The organism is Pseudomonas fluorescens (assembly GCF_040448305.1).
Lineage (GTDB): Bacteria > Pseudomonadota > Gammaproteobacteria > Pseudomonadales > Pseudomonadaceae > Aquipseudomonas > Aquipseudomonas fluorescens_BH.
The window spans coordinates 6,639,998-6,657,168 of sequence record NZ_CP148752.1; the positions used below are offsets into that span (position 1 = coordinate 6,639,998).

16 protein-coding genes are annotated in these 17,171 nt (G+C 59.7%); 9 read left to right on the forward strand and 7 right to left on the reverse strand.

The features are described 5' to 3' along the window. Nucleotides 1–87: 87 nt before the first annotated feature. Nucleotides 88–1,089, reverse strand: coding sequence for a phosphate ABC transporter substrate-binding protein PstS (locus WHX55_RS30425; protein WP_150753828.1), 1,002 nt, complete (start codon nt 1,087–1,089; stop codon nt 88–90). Between the two features lie 171 nt (nt 1,090–1,260). After that, nucleotides 1,261–2,559: an MFS transporter gene (locus WHX55_RS30430; RefSeq protein ID WP_150757451.1), complete on the reverse strand. Its 1,299-nt coding sequence runs from the start codon at nt 2,557–2,559 to the stop codon at nt 1,261–1,263. Between the two features lie 363 nt (nt 2,560–2,922). On the opposite strand from WHX55_RS30430, the gene WHX55_RS30435 reads away from it, so the two are divergent. Further along, nucleotides 2,923–3,327, forward strand: coding sequence for a hotdog domain-containing protein (locus WHX55_RS30435; protein WP_007942704.1), 405 nt, complete (start codon nt 2,923–2,925; stop codon nt 3,325–3,327). 69 nt (nt 3,328–3,396) lie between these two features. Further along, nucleotides 3,397–4,296, forward strand: a complete 900-nt coding sequence (locus tag WHX55_RS30440; RefSeq protein ID WP_150753826.1) for a D-hexose-6-phosphate mutarotase — start codon at nt 3,397–3,399, stop codon at nt 4,294–4,296. Nucleotides 4,297–4,431: 135 nt separating this feature from the next. On the opposite strand, the gene WHX55_RS30445 is transcribed toward WHX55_RS30440, so the two are convergent. The 4 genes from WHX55_RS30445 to purE all read right to left on the reverse strand — a co-directional run bounded on the left by WHX55_RS30445 (nt 4,432) and on the right by purE (nt 6,994). Further along, a complete protein-coding gene (locus WHX55_RS30445) occupies nt 4,432–4,968 on the reverse strand; it encodes a DUF3299 domain-containing protein (protein WP_150753825.1) in 537 nt (178 codons plus the stop codon). Nucleotides 4,969–5,055: 87 nt separating this feature from the next. Further along, nucleotides 5,056–5,301, reverse strand: a complete 246-nt coding sequence (locus WHX55_RS30450) for a GlsB/YeaQ/YmgE family stress response membrane protein (RefSeq protein ID WP_008030708.1) — start codon at nt 5,299–5,301, stop codon at nt 5,056–5,058. A 107-nt stretch (nt 5,302–5,408) separates the two neighbouring features. After that, a complete protein-coding gene (locus tag WHX55_RS30455) occupies nt 5,409–6,491 on the reverse strand; it encodes a 5-(carboxyamino)imidazole ribonucleotide synthase (protein ID WP_150753824.1) in 1,083 nt (360 codons plus the stop codon). A gap of 11 nt (nt 6,492–6,502) precedes the next feature. Next, a complete protein-coding gene (purE, locus tag WHX55_RS30460; protein ID WP_150753823.1) occupies nt 6,503–6,994 on the reverse strand; it encodes a 5-(carboxyamino)imidazole ribonucleotide mutase in 492 nt (163 codons plus the stop codon). A gap of 395 nt (nt 6,995–7,389) precedes the next feature. Between purE and WHX55_RS30465 the strand changes: the two genes are divergently transcribed. Further along, nucleotides 7,390–7,980 (forward strand): reprolysin-like metallopeptidase, encoded by a 591-nt coding sequence (locus WHX55_RS30465; RefSeq protein ID WP_150753822.1) that lies wholly within the window; start codon nt 7,390–7,392, stop codon nt 7,978–7,980. Nucleotides 7,981–8,015: 35 nt separating this feature from the next. On the opposite strand, the gene WHX55_RS30470 is transcribed toward WHX55_RS30465, so the two are convergent. After that, nucleotides 8,016–8,927: a LysR substrate-binding domain-containing protein gene (locus WHX55_RS30470; RefSeq protein ID WP_150753821.1), complete on the reverse strand. Its 912-nt coding sequence runs from the start codon at nt 8,925–8,927 to the stop codon at nt 8,016–8,018. 180 nt (nt 8,928–9,107) lie between these two features. Here WHX55_RS30470 and aspA point away from each other — a divergent pair, with 180 nt between their 5' ends. The 6 genes from aspA (at nt 9,108) to WHX55_RS30500 (ending at nt 17,158) form a co-directional block, all read left to right on the forward strand. After that, nucleotides 9,108–10,532: an aspartate ammonia-lyase gene (aspA, locus tag WHX55_RS30475; RefSeq protein WP_150724861.1), complete on the forward strand. Its 1,425-nt coding sequence runs from the start codon at nt 9,108–9,110 to the stop codon at nt 10,530–10,532. 500 nt (nt 10,533–11,032) lie between these two features. Beyond that, a complete protein-coding gene (locus WHX55_RS30480; protein ID WP_150724860.1) occupies nt 11,033–12,484 on the forward strand; it encodes an alanine/glycine:cation symporter family protein in 1,452 nt (483 codons plus the stop codon). A 100-nt stretch (nt 12,485–12,584) separates the two neighbouring features. Beyond that, nucleotides 12,585–13,589, forward strand: coding sequence for an asparaginase (locus tag WHX55_RS30485; RefSeq protein ID WP_150757450.1), 1,005 nt, complete (start codon nt 12,585–12,587; stop codon nt 13,587–13,589). Between the two features lie 162 nt (nt 13,590–13,751). Further along, nucleotides 13,752–14,744 (forward strand): AraC family transcriptional regulator, encoded by a 993-nt coding sequence (locus WHX55_RS30490; protein ID WP_353741772.1) that lies wholly within the window; start codon nt 13,752–13,754, stop codon nt 14,742–14,744. 269 nt (nt 14,745–15,013) lie between these two features. Next, the gene (locus WHX55_RS30495; RefSeq protein WP_150757449.1) at nt 15,014–16,042 is read left to right on the forward strand and encodes a histone deacetylase family protein; all 1,029 of its coding nucleotides are present in this window, start codon (nt 15,014–15,016) and stop codon (nt 16,040–16,042) included. Between the two features lie 15 nt (nt 16,043–16,057). Beyond that, complete coding sequence (locus WHX55_RS30500; protein WP_150757448.1) at nt 16,058–17,158, forward strand: polyamine ABC transporter substrate-binding protein; 1,101 nt, start codon at nt 16,058–16,060, stop codon at nt 17,156–17,158. Nucleotides 17,159–17,171 lie beyond the last annotated feature (13 nt).

Here is a 17,171-nt window from a genome sequence, read left to right on the forward strand (position 1 = left end):
GAAAATTTGAGGTGTGTAAAAGGCCGGCCTGCAAGCAGATCCGGCCTTTTACTTGAGTCCGGAAGGGTTCACCCCGGACTCAATTTGTTACTTTTTTACGACTGCAGCGCCGCCTTCCGCCAGACCCAGGTCAGCCAGTGCTTTTGCAGCAACCTTGGCTGGCAGTGGGATGTAGCCGTCTTTCACCACAACTTCCTGGCCCTGTTTGGACAGAACCAGCTTCACGAACTCAGCTTCCAGCGGAGCCAAAGGCTTGTTCGGGGCTTTGTTGACGTACACGTACAGGAAGCGCGACAGCGGGTACTTGCCGTTCAGGGCGTTTTCTTCAGTGTCTTCAACAAACTCGGTGCTACCTTTCTTGGCCAAGGCCACCGTCTTCACGCTGGCAGTCTTGTAACCGATACCCGAGTAACCGATGCCGTTCAGCGAGGAGCTGATCGACTGCACAACCGAAGCCGAGCCTGGCTGTTCGTTGACGTTTGGCTTGAAGTCACCTTTGCACAGGGCTTCTTCCTTGAAGTAGCCATAAGTGCCGGATACCGAGTTACGACCGAACAGTTGAACCGGCTTGTTGGCCAGGTCGCCGGTCACACCCAGGTCACCCCAGGTTTTGACGTCGGCTTTGCCGCCGCACAGACGGGTGGACGAGAAGACCGCATCGACCTGTTCCATGGTCATGTGCTTGATCGGGTTGTCCTTGTGCACGAATACGGCCAAGGCATCCACGGCAACCGGAATAGCGGTTGGCTTGTAACCGTATTTGGTTTCGAAGGCCTGCAGCTCGTTATCCTTCATTTTGCGGCTCATCGGGCCCAGGTTAGCGGTGCCTTCAGTCAGCGCAGGTGGCGCGGTAGAAGAACCGGCAGCCTGAATCTGGATGTTTACGTTCGGGTATTCTTTTTTGTAGTTCTCAGCCCAGAGGGTCATGAGGTTGGCCAGGGTATCGGAGCCGACGCTGGACAGGTTGCCCGACACACCAGTGGTCTTGGTGTAGCTCGGGATAGCAGGGTCAACAGCGGCAACCGCGTTGGCAGTCGCAACGCCAGCAGCGACAAAAGTCATTGCCGCCATCAAACGCTTCAGTTTCATGCCTTACTCCTAGCAGATAGGGTGTGTTATTCGGGGCCAAGTATCAGCAGGCCGTGTGAACACTCTATGGCTGAAATATGACAATTGGATGAAAGGCCAGCACCCTGTTCTTCACAGGATGATTCGAGCCTGCTCGCGATAGGGCCGGCATAGACGATGAAAAAATAGCGCTTAACGCCCCTTCTTCCAGAGATAAGCCCCCACCAGAATCCCCACCCCACACAGCACCGCCACATAATAAGCAGGCCCCATCGCACTTTCCTTGAGCAACAGGCTGACGATCATCGGCGTCAGACCACCGAAAATCGCATAGGCGACGTTGTACGAAAACGACAGGCCGCTGAAACGCACCACCGGCGGGAACGCCTTGACCATCACATACGGCACCGCGCCGATGGTGCCAACCAGCAGACCGGTCAGGGCGTACATCGGGAACAGCCAGTCGGGATGGTCTGCCAGGCTGTGGTAGAAGGTCCAGGAACTGGCCAGCAACGCGGTACAGCCGATCACGAAGACTCGTCCCGCACCGAAGCGGTCGGCCAGTGCGCCGGCAATGATGCAACCAAAACTCAGGAACACGATCGCCACGCTGTTCGCCTGCAGGGACGTGGTTGGCGAGAAGTGATAGACCGTCTGCAACACAGTCGGGGTCATCAGGATCAACACCACGATGGCGGCCGACAGTAGCCAGGTCAGCAGCATCGAAATGGCAATCGCGCCACGATGGTCACGCAGCACCGCACGCAACGGCACTTCTTCGGCCAGGGCCTTGCGCAATTGCAGCTCGGCGAACACCGGGGTTTCGTGCAGCCAGCGACGCAGGTACACCGAGAACAGACCGAACACGCCACCCAGCAGGAACGGAATCCGCCAGGCGTAATCCGATACTTCCACCGGGGTGTAGATGCTGTTGATCGCCGTGGCGACCAGCGAGCCGAGCAGGATGCCCGCCGTCAGGCCGCTGGTCAGGGTGCCGCAGGCGTAGCCGACATGCCGCTGCGGAACGTGTTCGGAAACGAAGACCCACGCCCCCGGCACTTCACCGCCAATGGCCGCGCCCTGGATCACCCGCATCAACAACAACAGGATCGGCGCCCACATGCCGATCTGCGCATAAGTCGGCAGCAAACCCATGATCAAGGTCGGCACCGCCATCATGAAAATGCTCAGGGTGAACATTTTCTTGCGGCCCAGCAGGTCGCCGAAGTGCGCCATTACGATGCCGCCCAGCGGCCGCGCCAGGTAGCCGGCGGCGAAGATGCCGAAGGTCTGCATCAGGCGTAGCCACTCAGGCATGTCCGCCGGGAAGAACAGCTTGCCCACCACCGTGGCGAAGAACACGAAGATGATGAAATCGTAGAACTCCAGCGCGCCGCCCAGGGCAGACAGCGATAGAGTCTTGTAGTCGCTGCGGGTCAGCGGACGTGCGGGTTGGTCTGGCTGCGCGATGCTCGAGGGCGCTGTGGTCATGGCAAGGGCTTCTCTTATAGTCGGATCTGCAACCTCAACAACGCTGGCTGAGGTTTGGGCAGGTCCGGCACGATAGCAAATTGTTCGAAAAAGCACATAGAGGTGCGTTTTTGACGGTCAAAATGAGAACCGGACGGTCGTCGCGGAGTCTACCGACCGATATACTCAAAGCCTGCTCCGGTTTTTGAGGGGTTGCTGTGCGAAAGCGCCTGTCAGGTTCATAGGCGATTTCGCAGAGTTTCCCTTTAGGCGCCTTATGGAAAACGTGACGAACGTAGTATGTTCGGTGCTGAATCGTTTTTCCCGAAGACGGCTACCACCAGCAATACCAACGAAGAGTCACGGGTCAGAGGCACCCCCGGAATGATAGAGCTCGAACAAGAAGATCCGATCCCGCAAGGCGACCTGGCCCTGCAAATCACCGCGCTTCCTCGCGAAACCAACGGCTTTGGCGATATTTTCGGCGGCTGGCTGGTGGCGCAGATGGATTTGGCAGGCACCGCGATGGCCAGCAAGGTCGCCGGCGGGCGTGTTGCCACCGTTGCAATCGACCGCATGGCATTCCTGGTTCCGGTGGCGGTGGGCGCTCAGCTCTCCTTTTATACCCAGGCCCTGGAAATCGGCCGCAGCTCGATCAAGATGATGGTCGAGGTCTGGAGCGACGATCCACTGTCCAGCGAGTGGCGTAAAGTAACCGAAGCGGTGTTTGTATTCGTTGCCATCGACGGCAGCGGCCGCACCCGTTCGGTTCCGCCTCGGGCTCGCTGAAAGAGCTTCTAAACCTGGTAGCCGTTTTGCGGTCGATAGTCGTCCACGTTACTGATCGAGAGCTGTCCCATGAGCATGCCCAATGTTGAAGCCGTAAAACTGGATGAACTGAACTGCTGGCGCATCCGCCACGGTCAGGCCGAATTACTGGTGGCCCAGCAAGGCGCGCACATCCTCAGTTATCAACTGGCCGGCCAGCCGCCGCTGATCTGGCTCAACGACGAGGCCGTGTTCAAGACCGGCAAGAGCATCCGCGCCGGCGTGCCGGTGTGCTGGCCATGGTTCGGCAACTTTGCGCGCAACCCGCAAAGCGTTCAGGCGATGCGCACCAGCAATGAAGCGCCGTCGGCTCACGGCTTCGTACGAGCGATGGATTGGGAACTGGGCGGCATCGAAGCCGAAGGTGAAAGCCTGAAGGTCGAATTCCTCCTGCCCTACCCCGAAGGCGGCTTTCCCGGCTGGCCGCACCAGGTGGATTTGACGCTGAGCATTCGCCTCGACGAGCAATTGCACATCCATCTGATCAGCCACAACCGGGGCTCTGAAACCGTCAGCATCAGCCAGGCGCTGCACAGTTACTTTGCCGTCAGCGATGTGCGCGAGGTGCATGTCGAAGGTGTGGATGGCCTCAACTACATCGAAACCCTGGACAACTGGAAAACCGTCCCCCAGACCGGTGATCTGCGCTTTACCGGGGAGACCGATCGCATCTATCTCGACGCCCCGCCACTGCTGAGCATCGTCGACCCGGCTTGGGAGCGACGCATCGAACTGACCAGCAGCGGATCGCGTACGGCGGTGATCTGGAACCCATGGATCGACCGCGCCGCCGCGTTCAGCGACATGGCCGACGATGGCTGGCAGCGCATGCTATGCATCGAGACGGCGAACGTGATGGACGATGTGGTGAAACTGAAACCAGGGGCGAGCCACACCCTGGGTGTGAGTATCGGCAGCAAGCCGCTCTAAGCAACTCCACAAAACCAATGTGGGAGCGGGCTTGCTCGCGAATTCGGTGTGTCAGATTGCATTAATGTCGCATGACACGACGCCTTCGCGAGCAGGCTCGCTCCCACAGTTGATTGGGTCAGTCTGAAAGGCTGTTTATAGATCCGACTCTTCCACCACCCGTACCGTCTGCGCATCCAGCGCATACGCCGCATCCGCCAGGTCATTGCTGACCTTCTCGACCTTCAACGTGCCGGTCACCCACAGCGGCGTGTAGATATCGTTCAGCTTCAAGCCCTTTGGATAGCGCACCAGCACCAATTGATTGGGCGGCGGAGGTGGTACGTGGATGCACGCGCCCGGGTACGGCACCAGGAAGAACAGCGTACTGCGGCCCTTAGCGTCGGACTCCAGCGGCACGGGGTAACCGCCAATGCGGATGTCCTTGTCGTTCATCGACGCAACGGTCTTGGTCGAGTACATCACCGCCGGCAAGCCTTTGGCCTGCTTCATCCCACCCTTGTCGGTGAAAGTGCCATTGGCTTCAGGGGAATTGTGGTCAATTTCAGGCATGGCCTCGAGGGCCTTCTGGTCCGACTTGGGCATCAGTTCAAGCCAGTCGGTTTCCGGCAGCTCGCCAGCATGGGCAAGGCCCGTTCCCAATAAAAGTAGAGTCAGCAGAAGACGGCGCATGAAGGTGCTCGGTATAGGAAGGATCAGGAAACGCCGAGCATTCTAGCCCTCCCGGCTTGTGCGGCCGAGAGGACTTTGTCGCCTGAATCAGTTCTTTTTGATCAGTCCGTAGATCACCAGCAACACAACGGCGCCCACCAGCGCACCGATGAAGCCTGCGCCTTGGCCAGCCTGATAGATGCCCAGGGCTTGACCGCCGTAAGTGGCCGCCAGCGAACCGCCGATACCGAGCAGGATCGTCATGATCCAGCCCATGCTGTCATCGCCCGGCTTCAGGAACCGCGCCAGCAGGCCGACAATCAAGCCGATAAAGATGGTTCCGATGATTCCCATGGCATTTCCCTCTGATTGAGATGGCTATGCGAAAGCCTAGCCAGACTTTGGCATCCTGCCATGAGAGAACGGCGGTCCCTGAATGGTTCCGCCGCTGCCACATGAAACTATTCGGCGATCAGCGCTTCGACCTTGAGGATCTGCGCGGTGAGCGTTTCGCGATCCGCGCAACGCAGGTTGGCGTGACCGACCTTGCGGCCGACCTTGAAGGCCTTGCCGTAGTGATGCAGATGGCAATCGGCGATGGCCACGACTTTCTCGGTGTCCGGCACTTTGCCGATGAAGTTGAGCATCGCGCTTTCCCCAACCTTGGCGGTCGAACCCAACGGCAGGCCTGCAACGGCCCGCAGGTGGTTTTCGAACTGGCTGCACTCGGCGCCTTCGGTGGTCCAGTGCCCTGAGTTGTGCACGCGCGGGGCAATTTCGTTGGCCTTGAGGCCACCGTCGACTTCAAAGAACTCGAACGCCATCACGCCGACGTAATCCAGTTGCTTGAGCACACGGCTGGAGTAGTCTTCGGCCAGGGCTTGCAAGGGGTGATCGGTGCTGGCCACGGACAGCTTGAGAATGCCGCTTTCGTGGGTGTTGTGCACCAGCGGATAGAAGCGGATTTCACCGTCGCGGGCACGCACGGCGATCAGCGAGACTTCACCGGTGAACGGCACGAAGCCTTCCAGCAGACAGGCCACGCTGCCCAGTTCGGCAAAGGTACCGACTACATCTTCAGGGGTGCGCAGGACTTTCTGACCCTTGCCGTCATAACCCAGGGTACGGGTCTTCAGCACCGCCGGCAGACCGATGGAAGCCACGGCAGCGTCCAGATCAGCCTGGGACTGAATGTCGGCGAACGCCGGGGTAGGAATCCCCAGGTCCTTGAACATGCTCTTCTCGAACCAGCGATCGCGGGCGATGCGCAGCGCTTCGGCGCTCGGGTAGACCGGAACGAATTGCGACAGGAAAGCCACGGTCTCGGCCGGAACGCTTTCGAACTCGAAGGTCACCAGATCGACTTCATCGGCCAGCTGACGCAGGTGATCCTGATCGCCGTAATCGGCTCGCAGGTGTTCGCCCAACGCGGCTGCGCAAGCATCCGGCGCCGGGTCCAGGAAAGCGAAGTTCATGCCCAGCGGAGTGCCCGCCAGCGCCAACATGCGACCCAACTGGCCGCCACCGATTACACCGATCTTCATCGTCAACAACCTCAGGCGATGCGTGGGTCTGGATTGTCCAGGACGCTGTCTGTCTGCTCAGCACGGAAGGTTTTCAGCACCGTATGGAACTGCGGGTGCTTGGCGCCAAGGATACTCGCCGACAGCAGTGCTGCGTTGATCGCGCCTGCCTTGCCGATGGCCAGGGTGGCAACCGGAATGCCCGCTGGCATCTGCACAATGGAAAGCAGTGAATCGACGCCCGACAGCATTGCCGATTGCACGGGTACGCCCAGCACCGGCAGGTGGGTCTTGGCCGCACACATGCCTGGCAAGTGGGCCGCGCCGCCGGCACCGGCGATGATCACCTCGATGCCACGCGCCTCGGCTTGTTCAGCGTACTGGAACAGCAGGTCCGGGGTGCGGTGGGCAGAAACCACTTTCACCTCGTAGGGAATGCCGAGCTTTTCCAGCATATCGGCGGTGTGGCTAAGGGTGGACCAATCGGACTTGGAGCCCATGATCACGCCAACCAGTGCACTCATCGTCGTGCCTCTTCTCTCTGGGCGCCCGCAGGCGCGTCAAAAAACAACAAGCCACGCAGGATGCGTGGCTTGATTGTACGAATTATGGCCGGTCGTAACCGGCCGAAGGCCGCGCAGTATACCTCAATGAAGCAGATAAACAGCCCCTGTTGCGACCATCTGTCATGCCATCGAGAAATCCATGCATCTTGACTATCAAGTCAACCATTAGATTCCGGCATGTCACGAAAGGCTTGGTTTCTTACTTTAATTAATCTCGCAACTTTTATCACCATTAGTTGCCGGCATCTTGATGCTTATAAATATTAAAAAACAAACTATAACTGGTTAAAAACCTGTAGAAGATTTAGCTTCAAACGGCAGGAAGCTTTAAATTAAATAGGGAGTTAACAGATATGAAAAAAAACGTCACCATAATGGTCATCATTCACAGCGACTTACAGGATTATCAAAAAAACAAATTATACGCCGATTACTTTGTCTGGCTTAAAACCGAACTCGAACTCATCTCGGGACGTGAAGTCCTGATTTTAATGTACCACCATGACGAGGCTCCAAAACTGGCCGGATACAACTACAGAAATGAGAATGAACAAGCCGCATTGCAAGGCTGGAGAGATCTGTTACACGACTTGTATTCAAAAATTTCATACAGGGACCGTGATGAAGCGAATCTCACCAAGTATCTCTTGCTGACCCGAGACAACATCAACGAACAACTCGGCGGAGTTCTCGGGTGGACAGGCGGAATTGCCATGTTCAAAGGTCATTGCGCAATCGCGTCGATCAGCTCATACCGAGCTCCCGCACATGAAATAGGTCATATGCTTGGTGCGACCCACGAAGACAGTGAAGTTGTCTATGACGGCTGGTGGCACGACACAATCATGCTCGCCGATGATTTTTCTCTTGCTCGTGGAAACGTTTACCGCTTCAGCGACAAGAACAGGGAAAATATTCGCGAATATCTAAATCGCTTTTCATAAGTTCAGTCGCCTTGCGATAGTTACCACAAACACTCTCACGAAGCCGAACTGGCCGCACCACCCTCCAGCTTGCGCCACAACAACCGCACGTTGGCCTTGCGCACAAGCGCACAGCGGTACAAGCGAATCTCCAGCGGCACATGCCATTGCGGCCCGCCGCAGACCACCAACTCACCGCGCGCCAGCTCGGCGCGCACGCTCAGTTGCGGTACCCAGGCGATGCCTAGGCCTTCCAAAGCCATGCTTTTCAGGCTGTCGGCCATGGCGGTTTCGTAGATGGTGGTGAAGCGCAGCGCACGTTGACGCAATAGCATGTTCACCGAACGGCCAAGAAAGGCCCCGGCGCTGTACGCCAGCAACGGCACGCTGCCTTCGCCTTCCAGATCGAACAGTGGTTTGCCGTCGGCGTCGGCGGCGCAGACCGGCAGCATCTCGGTGTGGCCCAGGTGCAGCGAGGGGAAGATTTCCGGGTCCATCTGCATGGCGGCGTCCGGGTCGTAGAACGCCAACATCAGATCGCAGCCGCCTTCGCGCAATGCATGCACGGCGTCGCCGACGTTGGTCGCCACCAGCCGCGTGGCAATGTTCAGGCCTTCATTGCGCAACTGTGCGATCCAGCGCGGAAAGAAACCGAGCGCCAGGGAGTGCGCGGCAGCGACCTGCATCACTTCGCCCTGTCCGCCTTCCAGGTGATGCAGATGGCGCAGCACTTCGCCCAACTGTTCGACCACAGTGCGTGCGGTGACCAGAAACAATTGCCCCGCCGCCGTCAGTTCCACCGGCGTGCGCGAACGGTTGACCAGGGTCAGCCCCAACGCGGCCTCAAGGCTGCGGATTCGCCGGCTGAACGCTGGCTGCGTCACGAAACGCCGCTCGGCGGCCTGGGAGAAACTGCGGGTGGCGGCCAGGGCACTGAAGTCCTCCAGCCATTTGCTTTCCAGATTCATCACGTCCTCCCGGACACGCACCAATTTAGGTCACACGTTCGCCGTCAAGCCGGCGTCACACGGGCATTATGCCGAATATGCATAGCCTAGTGTTTAACAGCATTGGCCCAAAATTCTCCACAGGCCTAGCATTCGCAGCGTTCCGGCACAGACCGGGTCCATATTGAGATGATTTCTATCATGTCCTCCGCTGCATCATTCCGCACAGAAAATGACCTGCTTGGCGCCCTCGAAGTACCGGCTCAAGCGTATTACGGTATCCAGACCCTGCGAGCGGTGAATAACTTCCGCCTCTCGGGCGTTCCGATTTCGCACTACCCGAAACTGGTTGTCGGCCTGGCCATGGTTAAACAGGCCGCCGCAGACGCCAACCGTGAGCTGGGTCACCTGAGCGAAGCCAAGCACGCTGCCATCAGCGAAGCCTGCGCACGTTTGATCCGCGGTGACTTCCACGAAGAGTTCGTGGTGGACATGATTCAAGGCGGCGCTGGCACTTCGACCAACATGAATGCCAACGAAGTCATCGCCAACATCGCGCTGGAGGCCATGGGTCACCAGAAAGGCGAGTACCAGTACCTGCACCCGAACGATGACGTGAACATGGCGCAGTCGACCAACGACGCTTACCCGACGGCCATCCGTCTGGGTCTGTTGCTGGGTCACGACGCCCTGCTGGCCAGTCTCGACAGCCTGATTCAGGCGTTCGCGACCAAGGGTCAGGAATTCAACCACGTCCTGAAAATGGGTCGTACCCAGCTGCAAGACGCCGTTCCGATGACTCTGGGTCAGGAATTCCGCGCTTTCGCCACCACCATGGGCGAAGACCTGGCCCGTCTGAAGACGCTGGCCCCGGAACTGCTGACTGAAGTGAACCTGGGCGGCACCGCGATCGGCACCGGCATCAACGCCGACCCGCGTTATCAGGCCCTGGCTGTACAGCGCCTGGCGCTGATCAGCGGTCAACCGCTGGTACCGGCCGCCGACCTGATCGAAGCCACCTCCGACATGGGCGCCTTCGTGCTGTTCTCCGGCATGCTCAAGCGTACCGCGGTCAAGCTGTCGAAGATCTGCAACGACCTGCGCCTGCTGTCCAGCGGCCCACGCACCGGCATCAACGAGATCAACCTGCCGGCGCGTCAGCCAGGCAGCTCGATCATGCCAGGCAAGGTCAACCCGGTTATCCCGGAAGCGGTCAACCAGGTGGCGTTCCAGGTCATCGGTAACGACCTGGCGCTGACCATGGCAGCCGAAGGCGGCCAACTGCAACTGAACGTGATGGAGCCGCTGATCGCCTTCAAGATCTTCGACTCGATCCGCCTGCTGCAACGCGCCATGGACATGCTGCGCGAGCACTGCATCGTCGGCATCACCGCCAACGAAGCACGTTGCCGTGAACTGGTCGAGCACTCGATCGGCCTGGTCACCGCGCTGAACCCGTACATCGGCTACAAAAATGCCACCCGCATCGCCGGCCTCGCCCTTGAAAGCGGCCGCGGCGTGCTGGAACTGGTGCGCGAAGAAGGTCTGCTCGACGAAGCCATGCTCGCCGACATCCTGCGCCCGGAAAACATGATTGCTCCGCGTCTGGTGCCTCTGAAGGCATAACCCGACGCGTTACTTGTAGCACCGCTCACCAGGTCGAGGGACTAGACACCTCTCACCTTTTGAGGGCTTGGAGATCAATCTCCAGGCCCTTTTTTTTAACTGTTTGAAAGGACAAACGTCTTCTGTGGGAGCGAGCCTGCTCGCGATGAACGATAACGCGGTGCAGCTGTAAAACCGTGGCGCCTGCATCGCGAGCAGGCTCGCTCCCACAAAAGCCTGACAGCAAAAATGTCAGGTGTTTCAAAGGCTTCGCTTCACCGAACGCACCACAATCGTGCAGACGGACGGCACTGTCATCGGTATAGTGCCGCCCCTCTTCGCATGAGCGGTCGTCGGTAGCGAGGCCACAACCCATGCGAAACCCGAACTAATAACAAACCCGCGATATGAAACCGGGACGAACTTCGAACCGCCCATTGTGCTGTGCGCCAAGGGGTGTAACTCGATGTGTCTGTCCGGCCAGCATTATTGCCTACACAAAAAACAGCGAGGAATAATCCATGCTCGAAGTCATTAACGACTTCCTCTCAGGGAAAGTACTGATCGTGCTCATTGTCGGGCTCGGTAGCTACTTCACGATCCGCTCGCGTTTCGTTCAATTGCGTCACTTCTTCCACATGTTCGCGGTGTTCCGCGACAGCCTCAAAAGCAGCGCCGGGCAACTCAGTTCGTTCCAGGCCCTGATGCTCAGCCTCGCCGGCCGCGTCGGTGCGGGCAACATCGCCGGTGTCGGCATTGCCGTGACCCTCGGTGGCCCCGGTGCCGTGTTCTGGATGTGGGTGACCGCGCTGGTCGGCATGTCCAGCAGCTTCTTCGAATGCTCCCTCGGCCAGCTCTACAAGCGCTGCGATTCCGAAGGCCAGTTCCGTGGCGGTCCGTCCTATTACATCCAGCACGGCTTGCAAAAACGCTGGTTGGGCATGCTGATGGCGTTCCTGCTGCTGGTGACGTTCGGCTTCGCCTTCAACGGCCTGCAGGCCCACGCCGTGACGCACTCGTTGAACAACGCGTTCGGCCTCGACACCACTTACACCGGTATCGGTCTGGCCGTGCTACTGGGCCTGGTGTTCATCGGCGGGATCAAGCGCATCGCCAAGGTCGCCGACCTGTTGGTGCCGGTGAAAACCCTGGTGTACATCGGCGTGACCATCTACGTGATCGTGCTGCAGTTCGACCAGGTGCCGGGCATGCTGATGACCATCGTCAAGAGTGCCTTCGGTCTGGACCAGGCCTTCGGTGGCCTGATCGGCAGCGCCATCGTCATGGGTGTGAAGCGTGGCGTATTCGCCAACGAAGCAGGCCTGGGCAGTGCGCCGAACGTGGCGGCTGTCGCGGCGGTCGAGCACCCAGTGGCACAAGGTGTGGTCCAGGCGTTCAGCGTGTTCCTCGATACCTTCGTGATCTGCACCTGCACCGCGCTGCTGATCCTGCTCTCCGGCTTCTACACTCCGGGCTTCGAAGGCGACGGCATTGCCCTGACCCAGAACTCGCTCGCCGCCGTGGTCGGTGACTGGGGCCGGATGTTCATCTCCGTGGCCCTGGCGTTGTTCGTGTTCACCTCGATCCTCTACAACTACTACCTGGGCGAGAACAACCTGCGCTTTTTGATCGGTGAAAACCGCAAGGCGCTGATGGGCTATCGCGCGCTGGTACTGGTGCTGATTTTCTGGGGCGCCATCGAAAACCTCGGCACCGTATTTGCCTTCGCCGACATCACCATGACCATGCTCGCGTTCGTCAACCTGATCGCGCTGTTCCTGCTGTTCAAGGTCGGCATGCGCATCCTGCGTGACTACGATGACCAGCGCGCCGCCGGCATCAAGACTCCGGTGTTCGATTCGAGCAAATTCCCGGATCTGGATCTGGACCTGAAAGCCTGGCCGGCGAACCCGCCAGCACCAGCCGCCAAGGCTGAAGCTGCTCCGGCAGGCGTGACCGCAGCGCAACGCTGATCGGTAAAAAACCGGGCGCATCCCCTGCGCCCGACGTGACACAGCTTGCGACCGGCGTCATGCTCGGAAACAAGCTGTCATCATTTTTGGAGAAGCTCCCATGAATGCCCCGACCTATCCTGCCGCCCAGCACGTCATGGTGCTCTACACCGGCGGCACCATCGGCATGCAGGCCAGCGCCCATGGCCTGGCCCCGGCGTCCGGTTTCGAAGCGCGGATGCGCGACTATCTGCACAGCCAGCCTGAGCTGGTGGTGCCGCAATGGCGCTTTCGCGAGATGTCGCCGCTGATCGACAGCGCCAACATGACCCCGACGTATTGGCAGCAGTTGCGTGAAGCGGTGGTCGATGCAGTGGATGTTCAGGGCTGCGACAGCGTGCTGATCCTGCATGGCACCGACACCCTGGCCTACAGCGCGGCCGCGATGAGTTTCCAGTTGCTCGGACTGCATGCCCGCGTGTGCTTCACCGGCTCCATGCTGCCGGCCGGTGTGACTGACAGCGACGCCTGGGAAAACCTCGGCGGTGCGCTGGTTGCACTGGGCCAGGGCCTGGCGCCGGGCGTGCATCTGTACTTCCACGGCGAACTGCTGGACCCGACCCGTTGTGCCAAGGTACGCAGTTTTGGTCGGCATCCGTTCAAGCGCCTGGAGCGTCAGGGTGGCGGTGTGAAAGTGCCTTCGCTCCCAACACAGTTGAATTACAACCAGCCCAAACAATTGGCGAACGTCGCGGTGCTGCCGCTGTTTCCCGGCATCGGCACCGAGGTGCTGGATGGTTTGCTCGACAGCGGCATTCAGGGCCTGGTGCTGGAGTGCTACGGCAGCGGTACCGGCCCGAGCGACAACCCCGGGTTTCTCGCCAGCCTCGGCCGTGCGCGGGACAACGGCGTGGTCGTGGTAGCAGTCACGCAATGCCACGAAGGCGGGGTTGAACTGGACGTCTATGAAGCCGGCAGTCGTTTGCGCGGTGTGGGCGTGTTGTCTGGTGGCGGCATGACCCGTGAAGCGGCGTTCGGCAAGTTGCATGGGTTGTTGGGTGCGGGGCTTGATACGGACGAAGTCCGTCGGCTCGTCGAACTCGACCTGTGCGGTGAACTGAGCTGACACCACACCACCCTTGTGGGAGCGAGCCTGCTCGCGATAGCGGTCTACCATTCACATTGATGTGACTGATCCACCGTCATCGCGAGCAGGCTCGCTCCCACAGGGGACATCACCCGGCATACAACTTGCTGCGCTCCAGCTATCCCTAGGCTGGAAGTCCTCATGCTCCACTCCCACCTCACCACGCTCAACGCGGTCTCCCTGGTACTCGATGCCTTCAAGGCACAAGGCTTGTCCAGCGAAGCGCTGCTGGCCGGAAGCGGCATCAGTGCGGCGGATCTGAACCGTGCCGACACGCGCATCACCACCAATCAGGAAATGCAGGTCTGTGCCAATGCCGTCGCCCTCAAGCGTGACATCGGCCTGGAACTGGGCCGGCGGATGCACGTTTCCTGCTACGGCATGCTCGGTTACGCCCTGCTCACCAGTGCCACCTTCGGTGACGCTTTGCGTCTGGCGATGCGCTATCCGGCGCTGCTGGGAACACTTTTCGAACTGAGCCTTGAAGATGATGGCGAGCGCATCTGGTTCGCCGCCGACGATTACCGCGAGAGCCCGGCCATGGCGGTGTTCAACGCCGAGTTCTGCCTGGTGTCGCTGAAGGTCACCTGCGACGACCTGCTCGGCCATCCACTGCCCTTGCTCGGCGCACGCTTCGAACATGCCGCGCCCGACTACGAAGCGACCTACGCCGAACACTTCAACTGCCCGGTGCACTTCGGCGCGCGGAACAACGCCTTCGCCTTCGACAAGCGCTGGCTCGACCAGCCACTACCGCTGGCCGATGTCATCACCCATCAAGCCATGGCCGAACGCTGCCGCAAACAGAACATCGAGTTCACCGGGCGACAGGCGTGGCTGGGACGGATCCGCCAATTGCTCAGCGCGCAATTGAATGCCGCGCCCGGACTGGAAGGGCTGGCCGAGCAAATGAACTGTTCGGCGCGGACCTTGCGCCGACATCTCAAGGACATGGGTTGCAGCTACCAGGAACTGCTCGACGAACTGCGCTTCGAGCAGGCCAAGCAAATGCTGTGCGAGGATCAATTGCCGATCTATCAGATTGCCGAGGCGTTGGGCTTCAGCGAGACCGCGAGTTTTCGCCATGCGTTTGTGCGCTGGAGCGGTGTGGCACCCAGCCAGTTTCGGCCCTGAGGACTGTAGTGGCCGATCTGCCGCCATCGCGAGCAAGCTCGCTCCCACAAGGGTTATGCGTCCTGCACAAAAATCGCGGGCACTGAGGCTCACCTGTGGGAGCGAGCTTGCTCGCGATGGCGGCCGCGAGAGCTCCGCATTATCAGGGGGCGAATTTCGGTCAAATGTTTTGGCCATATCGATCCCCTTTTGGCCTTTCCTGCCGTTCTCCGATTCGCCGTGCACCGCAACACTGGGGGCAACCGAATCAGCCCTGCGGAGAACAACAAATGCTGACGATCTACTCTGACGATCACCACCTGCACCATGGCCGCTGCGAACTCATCGACGGCCAGCTCAAGCCTTGCTTCGAGATGCCATCGCGCGCCGATCATGTGCTGCAACGCGTGCAGAACCAGAATCTTGGCCCAGTCGAAGCGCCAAAGGATTTCGGCCTCGAGCCGATCGCACGAATTCACAGCCGTGACTACCTCGACTTCTTCAAAGGCGCCTGGGCACGCTGGACCGAATTCAACACCGACGGTGACCTGCTGCCCTACACTTGGCCGGCCCGCACCCTGCGCTCAATCAAACCCACCAGCCTCCACGGCCAGCTCGGTTATTACAGCTTCGACGGCGGCGCCCCGATCACCGCCGGCACCTGGCAAGCGGCGTACAGCGCAGCACAAGTTGCGCTCACCGCCCAAGCGGAAATCCAGCGCGGCGCCCGTTCTGCTTTCGCCCTGTGCCGTCCACCGGGACACCACGCCGCCAGCGATTTGATGGGCGGTTATTGCTACCTCAACAACGCCGCCATCGCCGCCCAGGCCTTCCTCGATCAGGGCCATGAAAAGGTCGCGATCCTCGACGTCGACTACCACCACGGCAACGGCACCCAGTCGATTTTCTACGAACGCAGCGACGTGCTGTTCACCTCGATCCATGGCCACCCGGAAGCCGAGTTCCCGTTCTTCCTCGGCTATGAAGATGAACGCGGCGAAGACGCTGGCGAAGGGTTCAACTTCAACTATCCGTTGGCCGCCGGTTCGGGCTGGGACACCTGGAGCGCAGCGCTGGAACAGGCCTGCAAAGAGATCGAAAGCTACGGCGCCGACATCGTCGTCGTGTCCCTGGGCGTCGATACCTTCAAGGATGATCCGATCTCGCAATTCAAACTCGACAGCCCGGATTACCTGGCCATGGGCAAACGCATTGCGGCGCTCGGCAAACCCACGCTGTTCGTCATGGAAGGCGGCTATGCCGTGGAAGAAATCGGCATCAACGCCGTGAACGTTCTCGAAGGTTTCGAAAGCGCTTAATGAGGAAGTAAAAGAATGAAAAGTCTTAAGCGTTTCATCGTACCAGCGCTCTGTGCCTCGGTGCTCAGCGTTGCCGCCCACGCTGAAGAGCGAACGTTGCGCGTCTACAACTGGTTCGACTACATCACGCCCAAGGCCCTGGAAGACTTCAAGGCCCAGAACACCCAGACCAAACTGGTCTACGACATCTTCGACACCAACGAAGCGCTGGAGGCCAAGCTGCTGACCGGCAACTCCGGCTACGACGTGGTGGTGCCGTCCAACGTGTTCCTCGCCAAGCAAATCGAAGCCGGGGTATTCCAGCCCCTGGATCGCAGCAAGCTGCCGAACTGGAATCACCTCGATCCCAAGCTGATGAAGCTGATCGAAGCCAATGACCCAGGCAACAAGTTCGCCGTACCGTACATGTACGGGACCATCCTGATCGGCTTCAACCCGGACAAGGTCAAGGCCGTGCTCGGCGACAACGCGCCGGTAGACAGTTGGGACCTGATCTTCAAGGAAGAGAACATCAGCAAGCTCAAGCAGTGCGGCGTCGCCCTGCTCGACTCGCCCTCGGAGATCCTGCCGCTGGCCCTGCAACACCTCGGCCTGGACCCCAACAGCAAGAAGCCTGCGGACTACGCCAAGGCTGAAGCACTGCTGATGAAGATCCGTCCGTACATCACCTACTTCCACTCGTCGAAGTACATGGCCGATATCGCCAACGGTGACATCTGCGTCGCGGTCGGATATTCCGGCAGCTTCTCGCAAGCCGCCAACCGCGCCAAAGAAGCCAAGAACGGTGTGGTCGTCGACATGCGTTTGCCGAAGGAAGGCGCGCCGATCTGGTTCGACATGCTGGCGATTCCGAAGGGGGCGAAAAACCCCGAAGACGCCTACACCTTCATCAACTACCTGCTGCAGCCGCAAGTGATTGCGCCGGTCAGTGACTTCGTGGGGTATCCGAACCCGAACAAGGACGCCACGGAACTGGTCGACCCGGCGATCCGCAACAACCCCAACCTGTATCCGACCGACGCGGCGATGGGCACGCTCTACACCCTGCAACCGCTGCCGCGCGATGCCGAACGTGCGCGGACCCGGGCCTGGACCAAGATCAAGTCCGGTACCTGAAACCCACCGCGAT

Coding starts and splice junctions, on each gene's coding strand:
- WHX55_RS30425 (WP_150753828.1), bottom strand. CDS start 1,089: ATGAAACTGAAGCGTTTGATGGCGGCAATGACTTTTGTCGCTGCTGGC.
- WHX55_RS30430 (WP_150757451.1), bottom strand. CDS start 2,559: ATGACCACAGCGCCCTCGAGCATCGCGCAGCCAGACCAACCCGCACGT.
- WHX55_RS30435 (WP_007942704.1), top strand. CDS start 2,923: ATGATAGAGCTCGAACAAGAAGATCCGATCCCGCAAGGCGACCTGGCC.
- WHX55_RS30440 (WP_150753826.1), top strand. CDS start 3,397: ATGAGCATGCCCAATGTTGAAGCCGTAAAACTGGATGAACTGAACTGC.
- WHX55_RS30445 (WP_150753825.1), bottom strand. CDS start 4,968: ATGCGCCGTCTTCTGCTGACTCTACTTTTATTGGGAACGGGCCTTGCC.
- WHX55_RS30450 (WP_008030708.1), bottom strand. CDS start 5,301: ATGGGAATCATCGGAACCATCTTTATCGGCTTGATTGTCGGCCTGCTG.
- WHX55_RS30455 (WP_150753824.1), bottom strand. CDS start 6,491: ATGAAGATCGGTGTAATCGGTGGCGGCCAGTTGGGTCGCATGTTGGCG.
- purE (WP_150753823.1), bottom strand. CDS start 6,994: ATGAGTGCACTGGTTGGCGTGATCATGGGCTCCAAGTCCGATTGGTCC.
- WHX55_RS30465 (WP_150753822.1), top strand. CDS start 7,390: ATGAAAAAAAACGTCACCATAATGGTCATCATTCACAGCGACTTACAG.
- WHX55_RS30470 (WP_150753821.1), bottom strand. CDS start 8,927: ATGAATCTGGAAAGCAAATGGCTGGAGGACTTCAGTGCCCTGGCCGCC.
- aspA (WP_150724861.1), top strand. CDS start 9,108: ATGTCCTCCGCTGCATCATTCCGCACAGAAAATGACCTGCTTGGCGCC.
- WHX55_RS30480 (WP_150724860.1), top strand. CDS start 11,033: ATGCTCGAAGTCATTAACGACTTCCTCTCAGGGAAAGTACTGATCGTG.
- WHX55_RS30485 (WP_150757450.1), top strand. CDS start 12,585: ATGAATGCCCCGACCTATCCTGCCGCCCAGCACGTCATGGTGCTCTAC.
- WHX55_RS30490 (WP_353741772.1), top strand. CDS start 13,752: ATGCTCCACTCCCACCTCACCACGCTCAACGCGGTCTCCCTGGTACTC.
- WHX55_RS30495 (WP_150757449.1), top strand. CDS start 15,014: ATGCTGACGATCTACTCTGACGATCACCACCTGCACCATGGCCGCTGC.
- WHX55_RS30500 (WP_150757448.1), top strand. CDS start 16,058: ATGAAAAGTCTTAAGCGTTTCATCGTACCAGCGCTCTGTGCCTCGGTG.